This is a genomic window from Neoalteromonas flava, assembly GCF_002807685.1.
Taxonomy (GTDB): Bacteria; Pseudomonadota; Gammaproteobacteria; order Enterobacterales; family Alteromonadaceae; genus Alteromonas_E; species Alteromonas_E flava.
In genome coordinates this window covers 399220-423509 of sequence record NZ_PEAX01000001.1, presented here as the reverse complement: position 1 = coordinate 423509, position 24290 = coordinate 399220, and the positions used below count along the sequence as shown (strand labels likewise).

Below are 24290 nucleotides of genomic sequence, written 5' to 3'. Positions count from 1 at the left end.
TTTTAGCATTAGCATGGTCAGAATATGCCATCTGAAAGCGCTCTGTAACCGACTTGTGTAAGTTCAAACGCAGCTCTTTCACCAGTGAAATCTTCTACGTTCACTGTGACCCGGTACAAACCAATGTCGAATGGCGTCTTACCACCGTTAACACTTTTCCCTTTTTTGATAGGTTCAACCAGATTTGCAGTCCAATTAATAGTGATCCCGCCTAAGCTTTTACTGCCCTGCGGGTGCGCCATCATATTCACATCAGATAGATATTCGGTCACGTTGCGTTTCATCACATTGCGGTAAGCGTTTTCTTCAATTTTACTGATGGACAACAGTAAATTACTTATCCACGAAAACGTTGCCATACTTACCATGGTAACTAAAAGCAGTGCCACTATCGCCTCTAATAGAGAAAACCCACGGTTAGAATAAATGAGAGGTACTCGCATAATTGTTAGTTACAACACAATTGGTCGACACATTGGGGCATCTAATTGCACTCGTAAGCGCCGATCTTCTTTAACAAATGTAGCTTCGCCACCCGAGCAAAATCCAAGTGCGTTATAGGTCACGTCAGTGGTGCCAATTTCATCTAATTGCCACCCGTCCGGCAAAGCCAAGACATCAGCATCGGGCGCTTCGTTAAGGTCTAGTAACCTAAAGCTTTCACCACGTTGAAACACCATAAATGGCACACTTTGTAATTGAAATAGCACATCGTCTCTTTGCAACGAAAAGCTCACTGAATCATACATTTGCGCGAGTCTCGGCGCAGTTAATCCCATAAGCAATCCCATTAGCACTAAGACAATAAGTAACTCCAAAAGTGTGTATCCGCGGCAATAATGCTTCTTGACTAAACGCTGCATAGTATATGCTCAGTAATTATCGCTCTGCGATGTAGCCTACGTCAGCGTCGTAATCCTCGCCACCCAATTTTCCATCTGCGCCATACGAGTAAAGTTCGAACGGTTGGTTTCTGGTCTTTTGTGAAGAATACTGATAGGGGCGATCCCAGGGGTCGAGGGGGACTTCATCGTCTAGATAGGGGCCATCCCAATTTGGATCTGCAGGATTACTGTTATTAATCAACAGGGCAAGACCTTCTTCTGTCGTTGGAAAACGATTGATATCTAAGCGCATCGTTTGCAGAGCGCCTTTTAGCATTGTGACTTGAGCTTCTGCAGTTTGTACTTTGGCTTTGTCAGCTTGTTTAAAGACGCGTGGACCAACTAACCCCATCAGCAATCCAATAATCACCAGAACCACAATCATTTCCAGTAATGTGAAACCAAGATTTCTAACTCTCTGCATTACAACCTCATCAATAGATAACTTTAAATTCTTGTTTAAATAGCTATGTCATTCGCACTGGTAATGGCCAGAATGATACCCATAATAATTACACCAATAACCACGCCAATGACTAAGATGGCGATTGGCTCAATCAAAGACAAGAGGGTTTGCATTCGTTTTTTGCTCGCTTGGTCGTATAGACGCGAAACAGAGGCCAATGTTGAAGACATATCGCCGGACTTTTCACCGACTTTAACGAGGTTGACAGTAGTCGACGACACGACTGCTTCTTGTTGCAGTGCAGCAGAGAGCGCAACGCCTGATTTTACGCTAGCCTTCACCTGAGCCAAACGAGCCTTTCGCCAGGGAATTCGGCTGGATTTCGCAGCCAATGTCAGTGCATCTAGCATTGGTACTTTACTCGCTAATAGAATGCCAAGCATTTTTGACCACACGGCCATATCGCTTTCATTAAGCCAGTTTCCAATGACCGGCATTCTACTCATAAAATTTAGTAAAGGGATCCTGAAACGCTCTTGGGTGAACACCATAAATGCTGCGACAATTAAAGCAGTGAAACCGACTAATACAGCGAGTTTATTGTCATTCACCCAGACACCTGACGAAATGACTAACCAGGCGAGAGTCGGCATTTCGTCGGCACTACTAAGTAGGGATGAAAACTTAGGGACAACAAATAAAAACATGATCCCAACCGCAATCACTCCAGATAATACGAGTATCGTCGGGTAAATCAGAGCGCTACGCGTTTCTGATTGAACTTTAAGATCATATTCCATCTGCTCAACGCCTTGCTCAATTGATGCAGCCAAACGCCCGGTAATTTCACCCGATTCAATCAAATAGTGCATGTAGTCGGGTACTTTTAACGTTGTATTGCGCACCGCAACCGAGAAGGCGGTACCGCTTTTCAATTGTTTAAGTAAGCTTTGGAATACGCTAAGAACTTCGTCTGAGTGACTTGAATCACATTGGGCTTCAACCGCTTCTTTAAGGCTTACACCCGCTCTAAGCATGGTTGCTATTTCATAAAATATAAGGATAACGTCATCTTTGGAAATAGCTTTTTTTGACAACTTAACTGATTGCTCAGCATTGCTGCTAACCGCATCTAAAGCAATAATTTTTAAATTTCGGCTTTCAAGTTGTCGTGCCGCCGCACGAAAGCTGTCAGCGTTAACCACACCACTGGTTTTTTCGCCCGTTTTATCAACGCCCTCATAAGCAAATTGACTCATAAATCGCTCGCTTCACTGGTACGGCAAACACGATATACCTCTTCCACACTGGTAAGACCCATAAACGCTTTGAGCATGCCATCTTCATACAAGTTCCGATAACCTTGAGATTTGGCTAACCGATAGAGTTCACTGGCTGGTTTTTGCTCTAATATTAAGGCGCGCATTTTTTCCTTAATCTCGATCAATTCGTAAATACCGATTCGCCCTTTATAACCGGTTCCCTGACACTCTTTACAGCCAACGGCAACTTTCCAATTAGCTGGTTGCTCAAGCCCAATTTGCTGTGCGATAGTTAAAGTTGATACAGCATCCTGAGGGAGTGATGTTGCAGGCTGCGCACAGTGTGTGCAGAGCTTGCGAAGCAGTCGCTGTGCTTGGGTTGCGATAATTGGGGTTGCTGCCATAAACGGCTCAATACCCATATCGATCAACCGGGTAAATGAACTCAATGAGTCGTTGGTATGCAATGTAGACAACACTAAGTGGCCGGTTATTGCTGCTTGCATGGCTATTTCGGCCGTTTCCAAATCACGGATCTCACCGATCATGATTACATCAGGATCTTGGCGTAAAATGGTGCGTAAGCATGCTGCAAAAGTGAGTCCAATCTCTTCATTTGTTTGGGTTTGGGTAATGCCCTCCAGCTTAAACTCTACAGGGTTCTCAACGGTTATGATTTTCTTATCATTCTCATTGGATTCATCCAACGCGGTATAAAGTGTGGTTGACTTTCCTGAGCCGGTAGGCCCGGTGACTAATATAATTCCATGGGGCTGACGAACTAACCGCGCCATCATTGTCATCTGATCGGGCAGCATGCCTAGCTTTTCCATACTCAAACGCTTCTTATCCTTTGGCAGTAAGCGTAAAACCATGGATTCCCCGTAAACGCCCGGAAGCGCGGATACACGAATATCGATCTCTAGCCCGCCTGCGCGGGTTGATATGCTGCCATCTTGCGGTAAACGTCGCTCAGCAATATCCATACCTGAAATCAATTTGATCCGAGACACCAGTGCATCAAACTTCTCTTTGCCCAGGGTTAGCTTAGTGGTAAGCACCCCATCGCTTCTAAATCTAACTCGGAAACTATTTTCTTCCGGTTCAAAGTGAATGTCAGACGCGCCCGCATCGACCGCTTGAGCAAACAAGTTATTCACCAATTCAATAGTGGGGGCTTCTTCCGCCAACTCCTTTAAGTAGGATTCACTTTCGGATTTACTACCGGAGTAATCGCTCTTAATTTTGTCAATGCTGCGGGTGAGAGAGTCAAAGTCTTGCGAGAAAATAAAACATGGAACAATTGATGTCTGAGGGCAAAGCATTTCCAGTGACGATAATAAATGTTCGGATAAGGGATCTCGCGACGCGCAATAAACTGTTTGATCTAAATTGTTTTCTGCCCAGAGGATAGCGTGCTGATCTAACATCCACTCAACATCTATACTGGCATCGCGACAGGTATCTATCACACGAGAAACATCGGGAAGTTGTATATTATCACCCACTAATGGCAAATTTAGCTGCGCTGCGAGCGTTCGCACAATAATGTCTTCCGAGGCGGCGCCTATTCTCATCAGGATCGCGCCAAGTTTTCCGCCTATCTCAGCTTGAATGTTTAACGCTTTTTGCAAATCTGCGTCAGAAAGAATGCCTTTCTCTTGTAACAATTCACCAATGGGTTTAGTCATCTATTATCGTGCCTGGGTAATTAGAGATTTTTGGCGATGTAACAGCCAGCGCGCAATGTTAATGCAATCGAATTATTAACTCAATGTGATTGACAGCTCAATCTGTACACACGCTCGATGCTATTCCAAGCAAGCCAGTTTAAAATGGCAAAGAGCAAATTTGAGGTAAAATCTGCTTAAAACTCAGTTATTGCTAAAAATAAATACTTATATTTCGCAATACGCTGTTCTACCCAATGAAACCTGACATTACCTGTGATGGTTTCTTTTCTTAAATATGTGCGTGTTTACGCTCATTAATATCGATACAGCCTTTTAAATAAAGGCTATGTACAAAACTAAATTGAGGACTATAATATAAGCAAACTAAGGCGCTCAAAAATCACTAAATCTTTTATGAATCAGGGTTCTATGATGGTTTTTGGGGTGAGGGGAAGGTCTTAAATTCCTAGTCGTCTGGGAAGGAGGTTAATAATAACCGGAACGTTAGGTGCTTAAACATTGATTCCGGATTAACTCACTAAATACAGAACAGATAGATTACCGAGTAAATAAATCGGACTATTTGACTGAAAAACTTAATTTAATTGACGAAGAGGCCCAATCTAAGGGTTGACTTCTGAAATGGTGATAATAGAATCGCTCTTTGTGAAAGGCGCATCAATTACTCGGGTGCCCTATCTCAATTGATGCGTTTAGTAACATGTTTAGGCATTTAAGCCGGTGCGCTAACTGTGAATTAAATGATCTAAACGGCTATAGCTTTATAACTATATTTAAGGATTTACATAATGAAACTATTTAACAAGACTGCACTCGCAGTTGCTGTAGCGGCAATGTCTGCTACATCAGCTGTTGCTGGTGATTTGGATTTTGGTAACTCAGATCGCACAGTTGTGTTGGCTGACGTGATCTTCGGTAATGGTAACCCCGGTCAAGGCTCTGAAGAGACGTTGATTACTGCTCCTACTGTAGACTTTACACTTCCTGCGGTTGGCGCGTTGCCAGCAGTTCAAGGTGATAACGGTGCGCTAAATGCTGTTGCAACGATCAAGTATACGCTGGGTCGCGGTGCAGTTTTTGGTGAGGACCTTTCAACCACTACATTGGTCGAGCAATCAAATGGTGGCCTCGGTGCGCTTACACTTATCGGTGTTGACGAGTTGGATGCGGCTATTAACGACTCACAAAACCTTGGTCTCGGCTTGACCTATGAAGTGGTTCAAGGTGGTGCGATTGGCGATAACACAATCACGTTTGAGATTAGTTTTGCCGCAGATGATGTTGAGTTGTCAAGCCTACGATTCGAAGGTTATGCAGTCAAAAATTTAAAGGACGCATTGAACCCTTCAAGCACTGATAAAACCGTGAAGCTAGGTGTGGAGTATGTTGAGGCAACAGACTTTGCTGCTGACGTTGTTGACGCAACTGAAACCGACACTCCTCTAACTATTTTTGCATCACAAGCACCAGTTGATTTGGTTGCTGTGATCGAAGACGTTGCTGGCAACGGTATTCGCATCAACGTTGGTAACGGAGAAACGTCATTCACTAACGCGGGTATCAACGACTTTGATCCAGCAGGCGACGTTGACACAGTTTTCCTAGGTACTTTGCAGCTTCAATTGCAAGATATCGTAGGGTTCGGTTACAACGCAGCAGCCACTCCTGCAACTACGGGTGAGAAAATTGCGAAAGAAAATGGCGATGATTTCGACTTCCAGGGCGGTGACGACCACACGTTAACATTCTCTGTTAACTCTGGTTCATTGCAGGAAGACAGCATTGTTGAGCTCCGTGCGCTAAATGCGGGTGCTTGTACAGGTGCGGTTTTCTCTTCAAATACTATCAGTGCAGCTGAAATCAACTCTTTTGAGCTGGCTGTAAGTGGAACAACTACTGAACTAACATCAGGATACGAGCTTTGCTACACTGTTGACGGAACAAGTGTTATTCCTGAAGCTGGTGACATCAACGCTACTTGGGAAATTGATTTCTTCAACGCGCGTTATGACAACATTGAAGAAGATGCAGGTCCTTTCGGCGAGCTTCTACGTAACGGTTGTATCGCAAGCTTCTTCAACGTACCTGCTGTAGGTAACGCTGATACTGCTTACATCCGTTTGACTAATACATCTTCAACTAACGAAGGTGACATCCGTGGTACGCTTTACGCGCAAGACGGAACTGTTCTTGGTGAAGACGTAACGATTGCTCCAGACTTGGCAACAAGTGCAACTCAGGTATTCTCTACTGAAGGTGCTAACCGTACTACTGCAGCTGGCCAAGATATCATCGACATTGAAACTGCATTCGGTGTAGATGGCTCAACTGATTATAAAGGTCGTGCACGTCTAGTACTTAAAGGTGCATTCGATACTTGTGAAGGTCTAGGCCTAATCCGTACTGGTGAAGGTTCACTGTTCAACATGACAGCGACTACACAAGGCAACGAAGCTGGCGGTTCTAACGACGGTAACAACGGTAACTAATAGTTACTACGTTACAAACGTTAATGTGAAAAAGGTGGCTTCGGCCACCTTTTTTGTTTTCTGAACATTTCATTCAAAGCTACTTGGGCTCGTTCTGACTTACTGCTATTATTACGCCGGTCGTCTAGCGCTACTAAGCGTGCCGCTTGGGCAGAGTTTTTGCCTTACATCGTGTTTTACTAAAAGAGAATGATTAAATGGAAGGTTCCAAGTTGCTGGCTGTAGGGAAGCTAGAAGTTGCGCTAAGTGAACGAATTAACATTGTATTTTCCGCTCAAGGTGTAACATTAGCGCAGGCCGCTGTTACGTACATCGAGGAGTACGGCAAGCGTTGGGCTCTTTATCAATTACCTTATCCTGCGTTAAGCAAGATCGAGGGTCTAAGCGGTTCCGGCAAGATTTGCATCGAAAATGAAAAAGGTACTGTGCTTAAAGAAATTGTGATCGAAAAGATACGGCGACATTTCGCCAATGAAAAGGCCATCGTAACTTTTGTTGATAAGATAGCGCCGTCTTTTGGCTTTATTGGCGGTGCGTTTAACGACCCATTAGATATTCCGGTAAATGCATATTTTCAGCGCATACGAGTTGTACTAGATGGCGTTACAAATTACCTAAATTTCAATAGTCTCTTTCTCTTTGATGGCAACGACCAAGTATTACCCGAAAACGCAATAAGGGCGATTCACTGTAGCTCAAGCAATAATGAGCCTGTACAAGCGAGCGCTTTAACTGGAGGGGGCTTTCATTCAAAGCTGGAAGAGTCACCATGGATTGAAGTGGAGTTGGTAGACAATACCTACATATCAAACATTCGTTTTGTTAATCGTAACGATAAATGGGGAGTTCGTTCCAAACATCTTGGTATTTATGGTTTGGATATAGATAGTCGCCATCATTGCTTATATCGGTGTGGAGACAAAGATGCCAAGTTGGCGACCTATTATGAAATACAGCGTTTATTTGGCGCGAAAAAGTTCCATTTTGACCTGAGTCGACAAGCCGTACTTGAGTTATTCCTTGATTATTATTTTACATATGAAGATTTATATACGATTAATGAAGACAACATTGATCTAATTCTATTGTTACTCTCGTCGTGGAGTGAAAAGCGAGTTCGAGAATCTGAGGCTAGTACGGAAATCAAGCTCTTAGCCATTTATTTGGTTTATAAGATGAAAGTCAGGATTTCGTTAAATATTCAATGTTTTGAAGCGCTACTTTTTAATCGTCATCAGATCCAGCTGCTTGAGGACGAAATAAATCTGCTACGAAAGCGGATGTCACTTGATAAAATTGAAATCACCAAGCATGGTACAGCCTTGGCCAGCAAGCTTACGACTAAACCAGAGGTTTTTGTCGAATCGATAAAAATGTTGGTAGACGACCTTGAGCAATTAGGTGTTAGGCCATGCTTGGCTTACGGCACCTTGTTAGGGGCCGTGCGCGACAATAAGTTTATCCCGCATGATGATGATGTCGATCTTTTGATAGAGCTAAGCGGTGAGGGCCTTACGGTTAGTCAGGCGTTAGAGCAGCACCAAGCAATCGCGGAACAATTAGACAAAAACAAATATATTGTTAATCGTTCGAATGACCACGGTGACAGTTTAAATTTACATGTTTATGTAATTAAAAGTGCAGTATTAATCGATTTGTTTCCCTACTGGTCTGCAGGTGCACAGTGTATGTTGCATATGGAGAAAATGCAGATCAGAGGCATGCCTGCCAACATTATGCACGAGCGGAAGGAAATCCCTTTATACGGTCAGAACTTTCCGATCCCGGGCGAGCCGGAGGCCTTTCTTGAAGAAAGGTATGGTTCTAGCTGGGCAACACCTGATAAATACCATGAGTGGCCATGGAAGTTAGAAGATTAGTTAAGACTAAGTATTTCCTATGAGTGCGTATCCATTTCTGTTGTGTAGTGGTTTCCACCGTAGTGGTACCTCACTGGTGTCGCTTAGCATGATAGCGAACGGCGTCGATATGGGAGAACGCTTGATGGGGCCAAGCTTCTCAAACGCACTTGGCCATGGGGAAGATGAGAATTTAGTCGATATTCATGATAACTTGCTCGCCGCCAATGGCACAGACTGGCGTTATCATGGTGAATTTGACTTAGTTTTACCTACCAATGCTCTAGCTACGCTTAAGGATTACGTAGCGCATAGAACTGCTTCGGTCTCCTCTAGTGCCGTCGGTTTTGGGGCAAAAGACCCAAGAGCTGTGTTGTTTTTAGATGCCTGGTATCAAGCATTGCAGGATGACATTCGATTTATCCTGATATACCGAGATTGGCGCCTTGCTGTCTCGTCTATCATGAAAAGGCACAGTCGCTTGTTGTTGCAGTTTAATCAACCAATATCTCAGCGCAAAGACGATATGGCCTTTTGGGCATATCCAGATCTAGCGGCTAGAATGTGGTTAGAATCCGCCAAACGTATGGCTGATTGTGCACGTAAATACCCAGAGCAGACTTTACTCTTTGAACAATCTGCGTTTGTTGCTGAAAATTCGCGGCTTTGCCAGCGAGCTCAGGAAAAGGGGGTTAACGCTTCTTTTTTGGCGTCTACAGCACTCGAACCGTCGCTATTGCAAGCAGGGATCCCCGCGAGTTTGCTAGCGATGATTTCGCCGTCACTCCAACATGAATGTGATGAAGCAATGCACATGCTTAAGAGCATTGCTGATGTTAGTACACACTCTAATTTACAACTTCGCTCGGCGCATCCATTAACCGAATTGTTGCTGAGCAATTATTCGCCGCAGCCATCTCAACCGGAGCAAGAAGCGCTTGCACTACCCCACACTGGCGCGCGAAAAATAACGTTTAAGCATATGTCAGTTGCCGATGCGATTGAACGCATGCAGCAACTAGACCGCTCTTTGTTAGCTTGCGTTGATTGGGAGTATCTGCTCAGACTGTCAACATGCACTAATAATGAACTTATAGAGCTGTTTTATTTAGCGGTTAAAGCCAAAGTGACCTACGCTGCAGAGATTTTTATTAGTAGGGCAGTTATAAAGCGAGACTTGTATTGGCAATGGGCTCACTTAGGGGACCATTATTACAGTATGTCGCTTATTGATAATGCTAAGTTATGCTATCAGAAGGCGCTTAGCAGTCAGCCGGATCATCCAGGGCTGATAGCTAAGCTTGCCGACATTGCAACCGCTGAAGGCGACTTTTCCGCAGCACAACGACGAATCGTTGAAGCGCAATCTATCGATAAAGATCACGCCAATATCAAAGACGCGCAAATTAGGTTAGCGCGTGCACAGGCATCATTGAGTAAAAGCGACAGCAGTCTTACGCCTATTACGAACCAATTTATGCCTATCAATGACTATGAAACTGTGGTTGCTGCATTGGCCCAAGACCGGGCTTGGGGCCAAGAGTTAGATAAATATATGGTTACCGCGAACTTTATTCTGCGTGATAATACAAATTGGTATGACGCTGCTACTCAAACCCTGAATCGGTCATCAATTGAGTGCTTCACTGACTATTTACTATCTCATTTAGACAAGATTTTTGCTGCACCGACCTTACTCAGTGCTTTTTGTCCTGAGACGCTAAATGAAAGAAAGGTGCCAAGCGTATCTGAGTATATGCAGCCTAACCAGATAGTACTGACAAAATATCTCATCGGCCTACATATACATGTGACAGACCCGGTGTTGCTACCGGAGTTAATCGAATTTGTTAGCGTCTTACCGCAATCGACGCAAATTGTTATAACCTCATATGAGTCATGCGACGAGTTTTTACTGGGTTTGACCCAGCGGTTCAAACATTGTCAGCTGTTTAAACTACATCGAGAAGAGAGTGATATTAACGCTTGGTTGACAGTGGCTCGAAGTGGATTAAGCGAATGTGATGTTGTGCTGAAAATACACACACAGCCCCTCAACCCAGGTAAATTAGCTGGGTGGCGTTTATTACTGTTATGGTCTCTCGCCGGAAGTGCTGCAAGCATCGAGCGCATTTTGGCATTGTTTGAGTCAGATCCAAAATTGGGTGTGCTGTTGCCACCTTATCATCCGGCTATTGTCGATTCTCTTAATTGGGGAAGAAATTATTTGTTAGCAACGGCGATAGGTGAAAGGTTAGCGATACCAATTCCTGAAGAGGTTGGGGATTTTCCTGCAGGTGGTATGTTTTGGTATCGCCCAAAAGCATTGACGCTGTTAACCGAACATGAATGGAGTGAGAGTGACTTTGCTTCTCCTGTCGCGACTGATGGATCCAACGAACATGCGATTGAAAGGCTTATATGTCATGTGGTTGCTGCAGCAGGTTACAACTATGAATTTGTTAACCCCTACCCAGGAAAGCCAATTAAAAAGCAAGCTACCGATAGTTAATTGGGTATTGTAAGTCTCTCTGCCAGGAGGCCGATTAGCTAACTTGACTCTAAAACTTTATACTAAGTAATTGTTGACGTGACTGACGCGGTGAGTCAGAAGTGTCATTCTTTTGCAGTTAAATAAATGGAAACGGAATGCCAACAAGCATAGTTCATGAATTTGATCCTTCAATGATACCCATTACCACGGACGATCATGCCAGTCACGGATTGTCGTTCAAAACGCGGGGGATCATTCATCAAGTTACCCCGCGACGCGACAACATTGTCCTATCAGGCGTTTGTTATATTAACTTGTCGCATAAGGCAGTTATGCTTGCCACGATGGGGGATGAAGTGTGTGGTATGGAAATTATTAATGCGAATGAAAATCCATTCACGGATCTGGCTGAGGTTGTTGGATTTCGTATAAGTCTGAAAAGCTCGGTATTGCGCCAAAACCCCAAAGGATTGGTTACCCTTACTTTGTACAATCATACAGTGAGTCTTATTCAAACCGTAAAATGTGAAACTCTACTTGGTGATAGGGCTGTCAGCGGCACTTTAGAGCACTTGAGTATTGAACAGATTTTTCCATCACTGGGTTTTTTTGGTGGTGGCAAGAATATGCCATTAGATATCCCGGTTGATCGTAAAGTAAAGGCCCTGCGAATCGTCATTGAGAATCAGGCTACTTATCTAAATTTTGCAGGTTTGGAGCTCCTTGATAGGGATGGCAGAAGACTAGTTGCTGAAGGCAGTATCAATATAGCCGTCAGCTCAAAATTAAATCCAGACAAAGATCTTACTACCGTGCTACAAGGTGCCGGTTTTCATTCAGGGTTCGAGAATAACCCATGGATGGAAATAAGCTTTAGCAAAAAAACTTTTATATCGCGAATTAAAATTGTAAACCGCAAGGACAATTGGAATATCCGTGCTAAATATCTTGCGGTTTACGCATTAGACAAGAAACAGAAGGCTGAGCTGCTCTACAATAGATATAAGCATCGACTAGGTGCAGAGCAGTTACAACTCACTTTACCTCAGTTTCTCTCGTTGTCAGAGATTAACCAATGCGCTGGTGACAATCGAAGAGTCCGAGAGCAGATCGTGAGTAAAATTGTAGAGCGCTGCTACGACGATGTTAATGAATGTTGGCAGTTTGACGAACTTTTTCTTAAACAGTTGCTGCTAACATGGTCTGATGAACCTTTTGATAGTTTAAATGTGCAACGAGAGTTAAGCTTACTAGCGATTGTCGTATTTAAAGATATTCTGCGGAATACAGACTATGACTTGAGGGTACATTCGCGATTGTTAGCGTCAACTGAGAGTATCGATATTCTACAAGACAAAATCAATCAGTTACGCTCACACAATGCGCAGGAGTTGGTGCAAATTACCAAACACGGTATTGCGCCCAAAGGGATATTGACACAATCTCCACGTCAAGTGGTTACTGTACTCAATAATGTAGTTTGTGAACTCGATAACCTAGGGTATCGTCCATGTTTAGCCTATGGCACACTACTCGGCGCTATTCGCGAAAACCAATTTATTGAACATGACGATGACGTTGATATTTTAATTGAGCTTGCGCAAGGAAATATTAGCTTTGAAGAGGCTAAGCAATTACGTGATGAAATGTTGCAACGACTTGAGCCAGGCCGCTATGAAATAAGCTTTGGTCAGGTTGCAAACTTGAATGTCCATCTCTACGATGTAGAAACTAATATTATGATTGACGTGTTTCCATATTGGCATGAGGATGGCGAGACCATGCTCTACATGGAGAATATGTCAGTAAGGTCCATCCCCGCGGATATTCTAGCCGAGCGTTCCACACTGACATTTTACGATGTCGATTTACCAATACCTTCGCAGCCAGAAAGGTTCTTGCTTGAGCGTTACGGTAACGGATGGACTGAGTCAAACAGGTTCCATGAGTGGCCATGGAATATTCATTTTAACGCTGACAGTAAGGTTTAATAGCTTTGACTACAATTGTTACTTACGGAACTTTCGACCTGTATCATGTTGGTCATGTTCGCCTGTTAAAACGTTTGAAACAGATGGGTGACCGACTAGTCGTAGGGCTTTCAACCGACGAATTTAATGCACTGAAAGGCAAACAAGTCGTCATACCCTATAAGGACAGACATGAAATATTAATGTCATGTCGCTATGTTGATCATGTGTTTGAAGAGAAGTGCTGGGAGCAGAAGCGCGAGGACTTAATACGTGAAAAAGCTGACATATTCGCAATTGGCGATGATTGGGCTGGCAAATTTGACGATTTAGAAGACTTGGTGAAGGTTATATATCTACCTAGAACCAAAGACATTTCAACGACCGAATTGAAAACCGTGTTGTCCTATTTAAACAAAGAAAAAGTCGCTGAATTGCGCAATGTTGTGGAAAACCTATCGACCCTAGTGAAGCAGCTATAATAATGATGAGAGCAAAGTAATCATTGCCCTCATAACCCACTAGTTAGCGCTGGAACCGTTTAAAAAATGTCGAAAATTTTAAGCGTACTTGGTCCAAAGTTGTCCATTTGAACAAATTTGAGTTTTTAGTATCTGGCTGAGTTGACATGTGCTGGCGATATTGCTTAACAATGTCACCAGCTAATGACAACTCTTTTCGTTTCAGGATGTTCCAAACATGACCAGCTTCCTGTTTGCCATTGCTTTGATCAAAATAAGGGCGTGGTGTTTCAAGCAGCGCGAGCTTCTCTAGTTTTTTGACTAAATCATTTGTAGAAAACAGCGTTGGAGAGATTTTCACAAGTGCATTGATTTGCTTAACAAGGTAATGCCGAGCCTGATCCGACTGTACTTTCGAAACAAGCGTGAATGATGGCTTGCTTTGGCTCTGCTGCTGTAGCCATAAATCTAGCTTGCTAAGTAAATGGTCGGAAAGAAATGAGTTACACTCACGCATAAGCTCTAATTCTCCAAAACCAAACCTGGAGTTAACCTTTTGACTTGTGGAAGTAGGTTGCTCAGTTAATTCCAACATATCGACAAAGTCAGTAATTAAATCTACGCCAGTAAGTAAACCAACATCATAAAACCGTAATGTGGGTTTGATCTTTAACTCAGCGCATACATTTATGAATCCGCACAAACGATTAAAGCGCAACACTTCAGGCATTCTGAAATTCGTTGTGCGACGATGCCGCTTAACTTCTTGATGATAACTTGATTCAATTAGGTCTATTGGGTGACGGATATAAAAAACATATTTGGCATTCGGCAGAAATTGGAAGAAGTCTAGGAGGTGATTATGAAACATCTCAGAAGACAATAACAACGTTTGATTTGGCATCAGCTTCAATTCATCGAGTAAACTCTGGAACTTATCCGGGTCTAGTCGGTAGTAGTTATTTTCCTTACAAGGGCTCAACACTGATAAAAAGTTACCGGAACTGACACCATTGGTATCTGTTGAATGAGGCGGATAGTAGATCCCAGAGCGAGCCAATGAATCACGATTTTCATTTAGCCATTTTTGGATGGCAGAAGTACCGGTTTTGGGTGGACCTACATGGATGATCACTTCTTTTTGTTTCGGGACGCGCAGTGTTTGCTGTGGTCGTTGCCTATCAAATCTTTCGTTAACCAAGGCTAGGGCTCGATCGTATAGCTCATAGTCTTGTGCATGCAAAGTTCTGATTGCGGCAAGGTGTTCGACGGTCAGTAATTCAACAACATGCTCTAATTCAGCTGTAATATCAAAGTATTGTTGAATACGCAGATCGTTATTCAGCCACTGTTTCGCAAGTAGTAGGCTAGAATTAAATCGCTCAAATACGCCAACAAAGCCAAAGTCTTCCAACTTATGTCCATGTAACATTTGCGTATATATGTTTAGCCTGCTCGGCGTACTGAAATATTCGGCAAAACTGACTTTTGCTTTGCCGAGCTTCTGACGCACAAAATAGGCCTGAGCAAGTCGAATAGCAGGGTCTTTAACTAATATACCCAGTTGTCGCGAGGCAACAGTTTGGTGTATTTGCGCACAAAATTCAGGGGAAATAGAGCTTACATTGATTGTTGAATTGTCAGCATCAAATGTTAGCGTATCTCTGTACCTTTTAATTTCACCTTTACTGTGGATTTCACAATGATGTAAGAAAACATCTGCGCCGGAATAGGGCGCATCAAGCAGATAAAAAGAGGTCATCAAATCAAATTCAAAATCGTATTGTTAACAGTAAGGTTTATTGTTCTACAACGGTGAGCTGTCGCGGTTCTTTCATGATGTACGACTTCTAATGCAAAATTATCGCAAGTTTCTAACAAAATTGAAATTGTATCTTTGCGGTTAATGTTCAACTCTCAGTGCTCGCACATAAATCAACTCTGACTTTGAGCCGATAGATTTAATCGAGTGATACCTACAACGAAGATTCACACTGAAAACCTCAGATGTCGGTTACCTTCGCATTGATTACACTTTAGAGTCTATGCTATTTTTACACGTTAACTTGGATTAAGTCGCTGTCTAACCCATAGGATCCAAAACTCTGTGAAAAAAGTTAAGTCGCTCGTTAAACGACTCATAGGTCGTTCCGCGTCAACGTTGCAACCGGTTACTGTCGATATTTGCTCAAAGACGTCTAGTGGCTTCGTTGTGATTGGATGGTATTTGTCCGACCAAGTCAATGCGCTCGCAATAGTCGATAATGACGGTAATAATCTTGAAAGTGACTTAACTGATATTCAACGACAAGATGTTGTTGCTCAAATAGGCCAGCCAGCGCAAGGTTTCCAATTAATCTTTGACACAGAAGTAGCGCTGGCGAACATTGTTTTGGTCGCTAGTTTAACCAGTGGCGAGGTTAAGCGAATACCGTTAGTGTTCAAGAATGCTGAGCAATTTGTTTCTCCTCCAGTGGAGGCTGCCAATGGTGGAGAGCTACATCCAATTGATATCCATGATAAAGCCTCCTGCGAGTTTGCTATTGTTTCCTCAACGCATATCTACCTTGCTGGTTGGGCAGACGATGCCTCTGAGCAAATTTCCGCCACTTTAATAGACCGTAAAAATAAGTCTGTCGCAAATATAGTCAAGCAGCTGCGTATTGGTCGGCGCGATGTACAAGAAGCTCTAGCGGGAACTACAAAACTGCAAACGGGATTTATGCTTCTGCTTGAGAGAAATGATTCAAAGGCTATAAAACAGGGCGATCTTCGCCTTACAGTGCAATTAGACGACACTGAAGAGTTAACCGTGCCCGTCCGCGAGATATTCGATGTAACGTCTGAGCCTATGAATACGCTCAAGCGCCTGTTGAATGCGTGGGTACCTCATGACCCAACGCAGTTGGCATCGCATGGATTATTTCGACCAATACTGGAAGCGTTATATCCTGCCAATAAAACGGCGGATGTGCGAAGGGTCGATATTGGACGTCGCATAGAAGCCCCGCGAGCAAGTATAGTCATCCCGTTGTATGGGCGCTATGACTTCATGCGCTACCAGCTTTCGCATTTTGACCGCTATGCAGAATATCATGATGTTGAGATTTTATATGTTGTGGATGATCCAAGACTTAATAGTTTTGTGGAAAAATTATCGAAACATTTACGCTACAGTATTCAGCACCCATTTAGTGTGTTGTATCTGGCTGAAAACGTGGGTTTTGGGAAAGCAAATAATATAGCGGTTAAGCACACTAGCTCTGAAAACCTAGTTTTATTGAATTCTGATGTCCTCCCTAGTGATGACAGTTGGCTGCAAAAAATGCTGAATGTTGCAGAACAAAAAACAACTGGCATCGTAGGCGCTCGACTTTTGTTCGAAGACGATACTATCCAACATGATGGTATGGCCCCCATGACTTTGCATGAATATCCGGGGTTGTATTTCAATGATCACCCCAAAAAAGGTTGGCCAAAGCAATTGGTAAATGTTTCAACAGTGTTGCGTAAAATGCCTTTGCTAACAGCAGCTTGCTGGGTGATGCGCAAAGAAGTGTTTACTGAGGTTGGCGGTTTCGACCCTGTTTATGTTTTAGGCGACTTTGAGGATTCTGATTTGTGCTTTAAAGCGCTAGCACTAGGTTATACCAATTATATTTGTCATGACGCTGAGCTCTATCACTTGGAGCGTCAATCGCAAAATTTAGTTGAATCTGGGCATTGGAAACACAACCTAACTATATTGAACGCAATTACATTTAACGAAAAATGGAAGAGTCAAATTGTGAAGATCATCGATGCGGGAGCGGCTGTTCATGAATAGAGTAGTGTTTGTTTCGCATGGTCATCCAGAACTGAGTAAAGGTGGTGCAGAGGTAGCATCATGGAATCTTTATCAGTTGTTAAAGTCGCAGGGCGTTGAATGCCTTTATATAGCCAGGGCAGAAGAAGTCAGTCATGGGGGCTCAACCTTCTCACAGCGTGGAGAAGAGGTATTGTTTCATACAGGGATCAATGATTGGTTCTGTTTAAGTACCAACAACACAAAAAAAATGTTTAACGATTTTGGTGCTTTACTGCAAGGTTTTCAGCCAGACGTTGTGCATGTTCATCACTATGCTCATATGGGAATAGAAATACTGTCGGCTATTAAACGCGCCGTACCAACTGCAAAATTGGTATTTACTCTGCACGAGTTTATGGCGATTTGCATGCACAATGGGCAAATGGTCACCAAGGGAGCGTTGAAACTATGCAATAAGGCCGTATACTCTGATTGCCATAAGTGTTTTCCGCAACACTCTCCAAGTGATTTCTTCCTGCGCAAACAATATTTACTCGATCAGTTTGCACAAGTCGATCAGTTTCTATCGCCCAGCCATTTCCTTGCGCAAAGGTATGTTGAATGGGGGATTCCTGCTGACAAAATGAATGTGATTGAAAATGTATTACCCGATGTAGAAGCAATCCCTCCGAGACCTTTAGCGGAAACTGAGAAACGCTACAGATTTGCCTTCTTTGGGCAGATAAATCCTTATAAAGGGTTGGATTTATTATTACAGGCAGTAACGCTTCTACCGCAAGATGTTCGCAGCAAAATTCGTATCGATGTGCATGGAGCAAACCTGGACGCGCAAGAAAGTTCGTTTAAAAAGAAAGTTGTTAAGTTGTTCCGAGAAGTGGAAGATGTGGTACACATGCGCGGTCAATATGACGCTGAGCAACTATCTAGCAGAATGGCAGAATGTGATTGGGTCGTGATTCCTTCAATTTGGTGGGAGAATTCGCCGGTAGTCATACAGGAGGCCATTCGATTTGGACGGCCACTTATTGGAGCTAATATCGGTGGTATGAAAGAGAAGATCCAAGATGTTGCTGGCCTAACATTTGAGGCGCGCAGCGCAGCATCACTAGCAGATACCATGCTCAACGCAATGCAACCGGAGGTATTTGACCACTGGCATAAAAAGCTTGCAAACCACTCATGCGCGAAGTCTGCCCATCTACAATTTTTGACCAAATTGTCGCAATAATTGTAAGTGTCTTCGATTTGTAACAAGCAATGGATATAAAAAAGCGAGTTAAGAATAGACAGGAAGTGAATCGCTTATGCGGATAACTGTGTTTGGTGCAGGGTATGTCGGTCTCGTACAAGCAGCAGTTTTAGCTGAGGTTGGGCATGATGTCGTTTGTATAGACAGCAATAAAAGCAAGATAAAGCAGCTTCAGGCTGGCATAGTTCCAATTTTTGAGCCAGGGTTGGAAACACTCATCGTGAACAACGATCGTTCAGGTCGACTCCGCTTTTCTATTGAACCATCTCAGGGCGTTGAGCATGCTGAAATAATCTTTATTGCCGTTGGTACTCCGCCAAAAGAAGATGGTACAGCGGATCTTCAGCATGTGCTTAATGTCGCAGCTTCAATTGCTGAATTGATGTTTGAACGCAAAATTATAGTCACTAAATCAACCGTCCCAGTGGGTACTTCCGACCGAGTAAGGGACAAAATTATAAGTGACTTAAGACATCGAAATGCCGAGATTGAGTTTGATGTGGTTTCGAATCCCGAATTCCTTAAAGAAGGCGCAGCCGTTAATGACTGTATGCGGCCTGATAGAATTATTATCGGTACCGACAGCGAGTATGCTGAAAAGCGTTTACGAGAGTTATACGCACCATTTAATCGCAATCACGACAAAGTCATTGTCATGGATGTACGCAGCGCTGAGTTAACGAAGTATGCTGCCAATTGTATGTTGGCAACCAAAATCAGCTTTATGAACGAAATGGCAAACTTAGCTGAAGCATTTGGTGCCGATATTGAGCACGTCCGTCGCGGAATTGGTTCGGATCCCCGGATTGGCTATCAATTCATTTATCCCGGATGCGGATATGGCGGCTCTTGTTTCCCTAAAGATGTGCAGGCGCTCGCTCGGAGTGCACATGCGGTCGGCGTGCAAGCTCAAGTATTACAAGCAGTAGAGTCGGTCAATCAGCGTCAAAAGCAAAAATTATTTGGCTACATTCAACGACACTACGGTGCAAATCTCGCAGGAAAAACGTTTGCGCTTTGGGGCTTGGCTTTTAAACCCAATACAGATGATATGCGTGAGGCCTCCTCGCGGGTATTGATGGAAGCACTCTGGTCCGCCGGCGCTAAAGTCCAAGCTTTTGATCCCGAAGCTATGGAAGAAACCCAACGAATTTATGGTGATCGGCCTGATCTAAAGTTGGTTGGTACGAAAGAGAGTGCCTTAAGTGGAGCTGACGCTCTTGTTATTTGTACCGAATGGCAAGCGTTCAGGGCCCCAGATTTCGCAATGTTGAGAGAGAAGCTGCGCAATGCCGTGATTTTCGATGGGCGCAACTTGTACGAACCAGAGTTGATGCTGGAATACGGATTGCATTACTATGGGATTGGAAGAGGATTATCAGTGAAGGAAACAAATTCATGAGTCAAGTCAAAAAGGCAGTTATCCCGGTCGCAGGTCTCGGAACACGTATGTTGCCTGCAACCAAGGCCATACCTAAAGAGATGTTACCGGTGGTTGACAAGCCATTGATCCAGTACGTTGTTGCAGAATGTGTTGCGGCAGGCATCAAAGAAATCATTTTGGTTACGCATGCGAGTAAAAACAGCATTGAAAACCATTTTGATACGTCATTTGAATTAGAAGCGACTCTTGAAAAGCGGGTAAAACGCCAGCTCTTAGCTGATGTGCAATCAATTTGCCCAACCGATGTCACTATTATGCATGTTCGCCAAGGTGTAGCTAAAGGGCTTGGTCATGCTATTTTGTGTGCGCGTCCAATGGTAGGAGATGCGCCATTTGCGGTAGTGCTGCCAGACGTAATTATTGATGACGCAGCGTCAAATTTAAAGAAAGAAAACATGGCGGATATGGTGGCCAAGTTCAATACCAGTCGCGTTAGTCAGATCATGGTTGAAAAGGTGCCGCACGAGGAAGTGAATAAGTACGGTGTGGTTGATCTTGAAGGTCTAGAACTGAAAGCCGGAGAGTCGGGTAAGATTTATGCCATGGTTGAGAAGCCTCCCGTGGAGGAAGCACCCTCTGACTTGGCTGTTGTCGGTCGTTATGTGTTGTCAGAGGGGATTTGGGATTGCTTAGCAGCTACGCCTCCAGGCGCAGGTGATGAAATTCAATTAACCGATGCAATAGCAGGGTTAATGCAAAAAGAGCAAGTGGACGCCTATTATATGAAAGGCAAAAGTCATGATTGTGGTAGCAAGCTCGGCTACATGATGGCAAATGTTGAGTATGCGATTCGGCATCCTGAGTTAAAGGACGATTTTAAAGCGTTTATTAAAGCGATGGCAAAGCAGTAACACTCAGCAATTCGCTTAGTGTGTATATTTGGTGATAGTGCATTTGAGTATCTTATTGACGCTAGACTGAATGGTTTTTAAAGCATTTAAAAAGGCCCTATTACATTTATCCTGCAATAGGGCCTTTTTGCGTAACGCGAAATAAATACTGTGTGCGTTAAAAATTAGGCACAGGAACTCTATTACTGAAAGCCAGCTAAACTTTTAGTTGCGGTTTTAATTTAGCCAGTAACTTATCGCCTATACCCCGAACTTCAGTCAGTTGATCCACATGATGGAATTTACCCACACTGGTGCGATAATCAATAATCGCTTGAGCCTTTGCTTGGCCTATCCCTTTAAGTGCTGACAATTGCTCTACCGTCGCAGTATTGAGGTCCAATGCGCTTTGCATTGAAGCCTTAGTAGAGGCTACTGTTTCGTTAGAAGGGGGGGGAGCTGCAAGAGCGGGTGATGCATTGAAGATGGCTGCCAATGCTACAGCGCTAACAATAACAAGTGTATTTTTCATATCAATCTCCGTTTGATGATGTAATCGATGGCATATACTGATGCCCAATATTATTGCTGGTGGAACGCCCAACAGTGAATAATATTGTTGCCGTAGCTTAGGTCATCGCACATAAACTGGCGAGATCAGGTTTTGGCCAGTTCGGTCAAAGATAAAGACTTTTATCTCATTGAAAATAGCAACGCCCGGCAATCTAACCGGGCGCTGTTTATTGAATATAAGGCTGCAGTATAAGCCGTAGCCCACTACTTGGTTAAGTGCGAGCTAGCAATTGTGATGTTGAGCCACTAGGTGAATATTACAGTCGCTCTAATACCGCTTCGGTAAATTCAGTAGTGCCTGACTCGCCACCAAGGTCGCGCGTTGTGCGGTCACCAGACTCTATAACATCTTTAAGTGCATTACGGATCTTGTCTGCTTTATCAGCCATATTGAGGTATTCAAGCATTTGAATGGCCGCTAAAATGACCGATGTTGGGTTAGCTAGATTTTTTCCGGCAATATCAGGAGCCGAGCCATGAACGGCTTCGAAAATAGCGCAATCTTCACCAATGTTTGCACCTGGAGCCATGCCCAACCCACCAACAAGACCAGCGCACAAGTCTGACAAAATATCACCAAACAGATTGGTTGTAACAATGACATCAAACTGGTGCGGATTCATGACTAACTGCATGCAGCAGTTGTCCACGATCATTTCAGTAGACTCAATGTCTGGATAGCGCTCACCGACTTCTCGTGCGACCTTCAAGAAAAGGCCTGATGTAGATTTAAGAATATTGGCTTTGTGTACCGCAGTGACTTTTTTGCGGCCTTCTCTGCGAGCTAACTCATAAGCAAAAGTCACGATTTTTTCAGCACCTTCGCGTGTGATCTTGCTCATTGCTTCTGCTTCGTTACCATCTTCTGAAACTACCTGACCAAGACCAGAATACATACCTTGCGTATTCTCACGCACGGTAATGATATCGATGTCTTCATAGCGTGCTTTAGTGCCTTTAAAAGACAGCACTGGGCGCAAATTCGCATACAGTTTAAACTGTTTACGTAAACTCACATTAATTGAGGTAAATCCTTCACCAACAGGCGTGGTTAACGGGCCCTTAAGCGCTACTTTGTTTTTGGCGATTAGGTCGAGAGTATCTTTAGGAAGTAGCTCGCCGTGGTTTTCCAATGCCATTAAGCCGGCATCTGCATAGTCATACACAAAATCACAGCCCGCTTTTTCTAAGATTTTGATCGTCGCGTCGATAATGTCTGGGCCGATGCCGTCACCACGGATCACCGTGATACGTTGCTGTGTCATGTAATTTCCTCTTGTCTTTCAATTCTATCAAAGCCCGGCATTTTACTCGATTGCAGGGGTTCGGAACAGAGCTAATCTACGAATAAACCGGTGTAATGGCTGTTTAAGCGATGGTTTTGCTAAGTGGGCAAACCATTTGCTCACTGTGGGATAGACGAAGCGTGCCTACAATAGCGTCGGTGACACCTAGCCGTTTACATTCTGCATTGAGTTCGTTTAGGACTCGCACGTTGCTGATGTCTCCTTGGTGCAGCCATTGTCGGGCAAGATAGAGAGCAACTTGCAAACAATCCAGCATGGATTGAGTCGAAGATGAGCGGCGGGATGATGGAGTAAATGCATGGATAATATCGGCATCGATATGCCAAGCACGTGCTAGCGTCTGGGCTTGCTTTATATGATCAATTTGCATATCGGTAGTCAATAGCGTGGCAGCGTTAAACAATTGGTGTTCGTCATAACGCCATTCATGCAGCAAACGTAATGGTGCAACAGTAAACAAAGCTGAAACATGTAGCAAGGCGGCCAGGCTATATTGTTGTGGGATACCAATCTTACAGTGTTCGGCTACTTGTGCAGCGAGGCTGCGAAATAGCACGCAGAACGTTTTAAACTGCGCTGCAAGCGGGAATTGATTCGCGGTTAAACGCTGCCACAATACGTGTTCGGTTAGAACGGCTGCGATGCGCTCCATACCGTGAGTCATAATTGACTGCTTTAGGCTCTTAACATTTATATTGAGGCGGTTTAGTTGTGTGGCAGAACGATTGAGAATTTCACAGAAGAATGGGTTTTCTTCGATGACTTTGACCAACGCACCTGGCTCTATGTCGGGATTTCTTAGCGCATCCAGTACACTCAACAAGTCTTGTGGCGGGCGCTGGACACTGAAGTTGGCAATAAAGTGGGTATTGGCCTGGGGAGGCAGTTTAAGGTGCTGATAAAGATGGTAAAAACGTGAAAATGGAACACGCTGGGTCAGTACAACTTGGGCTAAGAAGTCTGCATGTGGGATCTGCTTAATTGGAATAGGTTCTTTGCTATCAGTCTTTGGCTTTAGCGCTGCTAGTGTGACAGATCGAGATGATGCCGCGATAGCAACATAAGCAGATTGTTGTTTGACTAAAAGCCCCATAAATAAGGGGGATTCTGGACCAAGCAGCGGTTCTACTAGTGCAAAAACGTGCTTATCTTGTTTGGCATGTCGCCCAATAACCTTAAACAGTGCTCCCGCGTCCGGTTGCACCTTGAATACTTGCTTCGTGATACGTGCTGCGATATCAGAGAGCAAGTATAAATTGGTATTGTAATGGACTCGCGCTTCAGGTACAGGTGGGAGTCTGCCAGTAAGGGCAAAGCGCAATGACCACAAATAAACCTGAAAATGTTGATTTTGGGTAGCTTGTAAGCACTTTGTAACCAACTGCTTTTTATGCGCGGGGTCGCGCAGTTTTTTTAGCGCCTCGGCGAGGATTTGCCCGGCAATTAAATGCTGTATGAATGCATCACTGACTTGATTTGCTTTGCCCAACAAAAGGGTGAGTGACAATCTCGCTAACCATTGGCAAGTTTTATGTTTTGTATAAATCAGTTCGCAGTGGG

Annotated in this window: 18 protein-coding genes; 9 read left to right on the top strand and 9 right to left on the bottom strand. The window is 43.8% G+C overall.

The genetic code is table 11. From position 1 onward, the window contains the following. Nucleotides 1-17: 17 nt before the first annotated feature. The 5 genes from CSH92_RS01985 to CSH92_RS01965 are packed head-to-tail and all read right to left on the bottom strand — an operon-like array spanning nucleotide 18 to nucleotide 4243. On the bottom strand, nucleotides 18-443 hold the full coding sequence (locus tag CSH92_RS01985) for a prepilin-type N-terminal cleavage/methylation domain-containing protein (RefSeq protein ID WP_124916899.1): 426 nt from the start codon (nucleotides 441-443) through the stop codon (nucleotides 18-20). Between the two features lie 9 nt (nucleotides 444-452). Next, nucleotides 453-863 carry a prepilin-type N-terminal cleavage/methylation domain-containing protein gene (locus tag CSH92_RS01980; protein WP_100655921.1) on the bottom strand — a complete coding sequence of 137 codons (411 nt, stop codon included), beginning with the start codon at nucleotides 861-863 and terminating at the stop codon, nucleotides 453-455. 16 nt (nucleotides 864-879) lie between these two features. Further along, nucleotides 880-1308 (bottom strand): type II secretion system major pseudopilin GspG, encoded by a 429-nt coding sequence (gene gspG, locus CSH92_RS01975; RefSeq protein WP_100655920.1) that lies wholly within the window; start codon nucleotides 1306-1308, stop codon nucleotides 880-882. 35 nt (nucleotides 1309-1343) lie between these two features. Next, on the bottom strand, nucleotides 1344-2549 hold the full coding sequence (locus tag CSH92_RS01970; RefSeq protein ID WP_100655919.1) for a type II secretion system F family protein: 1206 nt from the start codon (nucleotides 2547-2549) through the stop codon (nucleotides 1344-1346). Then, a complete protein-coding gene (locus CSH92_RS01965; RefSeq protein WP_100655918.1) occupies nucleotides 2546-4243 on the bottom strand; it encodes a GspE/PulE family protein in 1698 nt (565 codons plus the stop codon). The genes CSH92_RS01970 and CSH92_RS01965 overlap by 4 nt, the downstream gene beginning before the upstream one ends. A gap of 791 nt (nucleotides 4244-5034) precedes the next feature. Between CSH92_RS01965 and CSH92_RS01960 the strand changes: the two genes are divergently transcribed. The 5 genes from CSH92_RS01960 to CSH92_RS01940 all read left to right on the top strand — a co-directional run bounded on the left by CSH92_RS01960 (nucleotide 5035) and on the right by CSH92_RS01940 (nucleotide 13540). Continuing rightward, complete coding sequence (locus CSH92_RS01960; RefSeq protein WP_100655917.1) at nucleotides 5035-6735, top strand: hypothetical protein; 1701 nt, start codon at nucleotides 5035-5037, stop codon at nucleotides 6733-6735. Nucleotides 6736-6932: 197 nt separating this feature from the next. Continuing rightward, the gene (locus CSH92_RS01955; RefSeq protein WP_100655916.1) at nucleotides 6933-8615 is read left to right on the top strand and encodes a LicD family protein; all 1683 of its coding nucleotides are present in this window, start codon (nucleotides 6933-6935) and stop codon (nucleotides 8613-8615) included. 19 nt (nucleotides 8616-8634) lie between these two features. After that, nucleotides 8635-11106 (top strand): rhamnan synthesis F family protein, encoded by a 2472-nt coding sequence (locus tag CSH92_RS01950; RefSeq protein WP_100655915.1) that lies wholly within the window; start codon nucleotides 8635-8637, stop codon nucleotides 11104-11106. Nucleotides 11107-11243: 137 nt separating this feature from the next. Then, nucleotides 11244-13079: a LicD family protein gene (locus CSH92_RS01945; protein ID WP_100655914.1), complete on the top strand. Its 1836-nt coding sequence runs from the start codon at nucleotides 11244-11246 to the stop codon at nucleotides 13077-13079. Between the two features lie 5 nt (nucleotides 13080-13084). Then, a complete protein-coding gene (locus CSH92_RS01940) occupies nucleotides 13085-13540 on the top strand; it encodes an adenylyltransferase/cytidyltransferase family protein (protein ID WP_100655913.1) in 456 nt (151 codons plus the stop codon). A gap of 43 nt (nucleotides 13541-13583) precedes the next feature. Here the strand turns inward: CSH92_RS01940 and CSH92_RS01935 are convergent, their stop codons facing one another. Further along, nucleotides 13584-15281, bottom strand: a complete 1698-nt coding sequence (locus CSH92_RS01935; protein ID WP_100655912.1) for a hypothetical protein — start codon at nucleotides 15279-15281, stop codon at nucleotides 13584-13586. Nucleotides 15282-15626: 345 nt separating this feature from the next. Between CSH92_RS01935 and CSH92_RS01930 the strand changes: the two genes are divergently transcribed. From CSH92_RS01930 to galU, 4 genes are all read left to right on the top strand, one after another. Then, entirely contained in the window at nucleotides 15627-17345 is a 1719-nt protein-coding gene (locus tag CSH92_RS01930; protein WP_100655911.1) for a glycosyltransferase family 2 protein, read from the top strand. Next, complete coding sequence (locus tag CSH92_RS01925; protein ID WP_100655910.1) at nucleotides 17338-18555, top strand: glycosyltransferase family 4 protein; 1218 nt, start codon at nucleotides 17338-17340, stop codon at nucleotides 18553-18555. Before CSH92_RS01930 ends, CSH92_RS01925 begins: the two co-directional genes overlap by 8 nt. Before the next feature lie 76 nt (nucleotides 18556-18631). Then, a complete protein-coding gene (locus CSH92_RS01920) occupies nucleotides 18632-19978 on the top strand; it encodes a UDP-glucose dehydrogenase family protein (protein ID WP_100655909.1) in 1347 nt (448 codons plus the stop codon). Next, complete coding sequence (galU, locus tag CSH92_RS01915; protein ID WP_100655908.1) at nucleotides 19975-20871, top strand: UTP--glucose-1-phosphate uridylyltransferase GalU; 897 nt, start codon at nucleotides 19975-19977, stop codon at nucleotides 20869-20871. Before CSH92_RS01920 ends, galU begins: the two co-directional genes overlap by 4 nt. A 196-nt stretch (nucleotides 20872-21067) precedes the next feature. Here the strand turns inward: galU and CSH92_RS01910 are convergent, their stop codons facing one another. The 3 genes from CSH92_RS01910 to CSH92_RS01900 all read right to left on the bottom strand — a co-directional run bounded on the left by CSH92_RS01910 (nucleotide 21068) and on the right by CSH92_RS01900 (nucleotide 24237). Further along, entirely contained in the window at nucleotides 21068-21382 is a 315-nt protein-coding gene (locus CSH92_RS01910) for a ComEA family DNA-binding protein (RefSeq protein WP_100655907.1), read from the bottom strand. 298 nt (nucleotides 21383-21680) lie between these two features. Beyond that, a complete protein-coding gene (locus tag CSH92_RS01905) occupies nucleotides 21681-22688 on the bottom strand; it encodes an isocitrate dehydrogenase (RefSeq protein WP_100655906.1) in 1008 nt (335 codons plus the stop codon). A 103-nt stretch (nucleotides 22689-22791) separates the two neighbouring features. After that, a complete protein-coding gene (locus CSH92_RS01900) occupies nucleotides 22792-24237 on the bottom strand; it encodes an HDOD domain-containing protein (RefSeq protein WP_164084630.1) in 1446 nt (481 codons plus the stop codon). Nucleotides 24238-24290 lie beyond the last annotated feature (53 nt).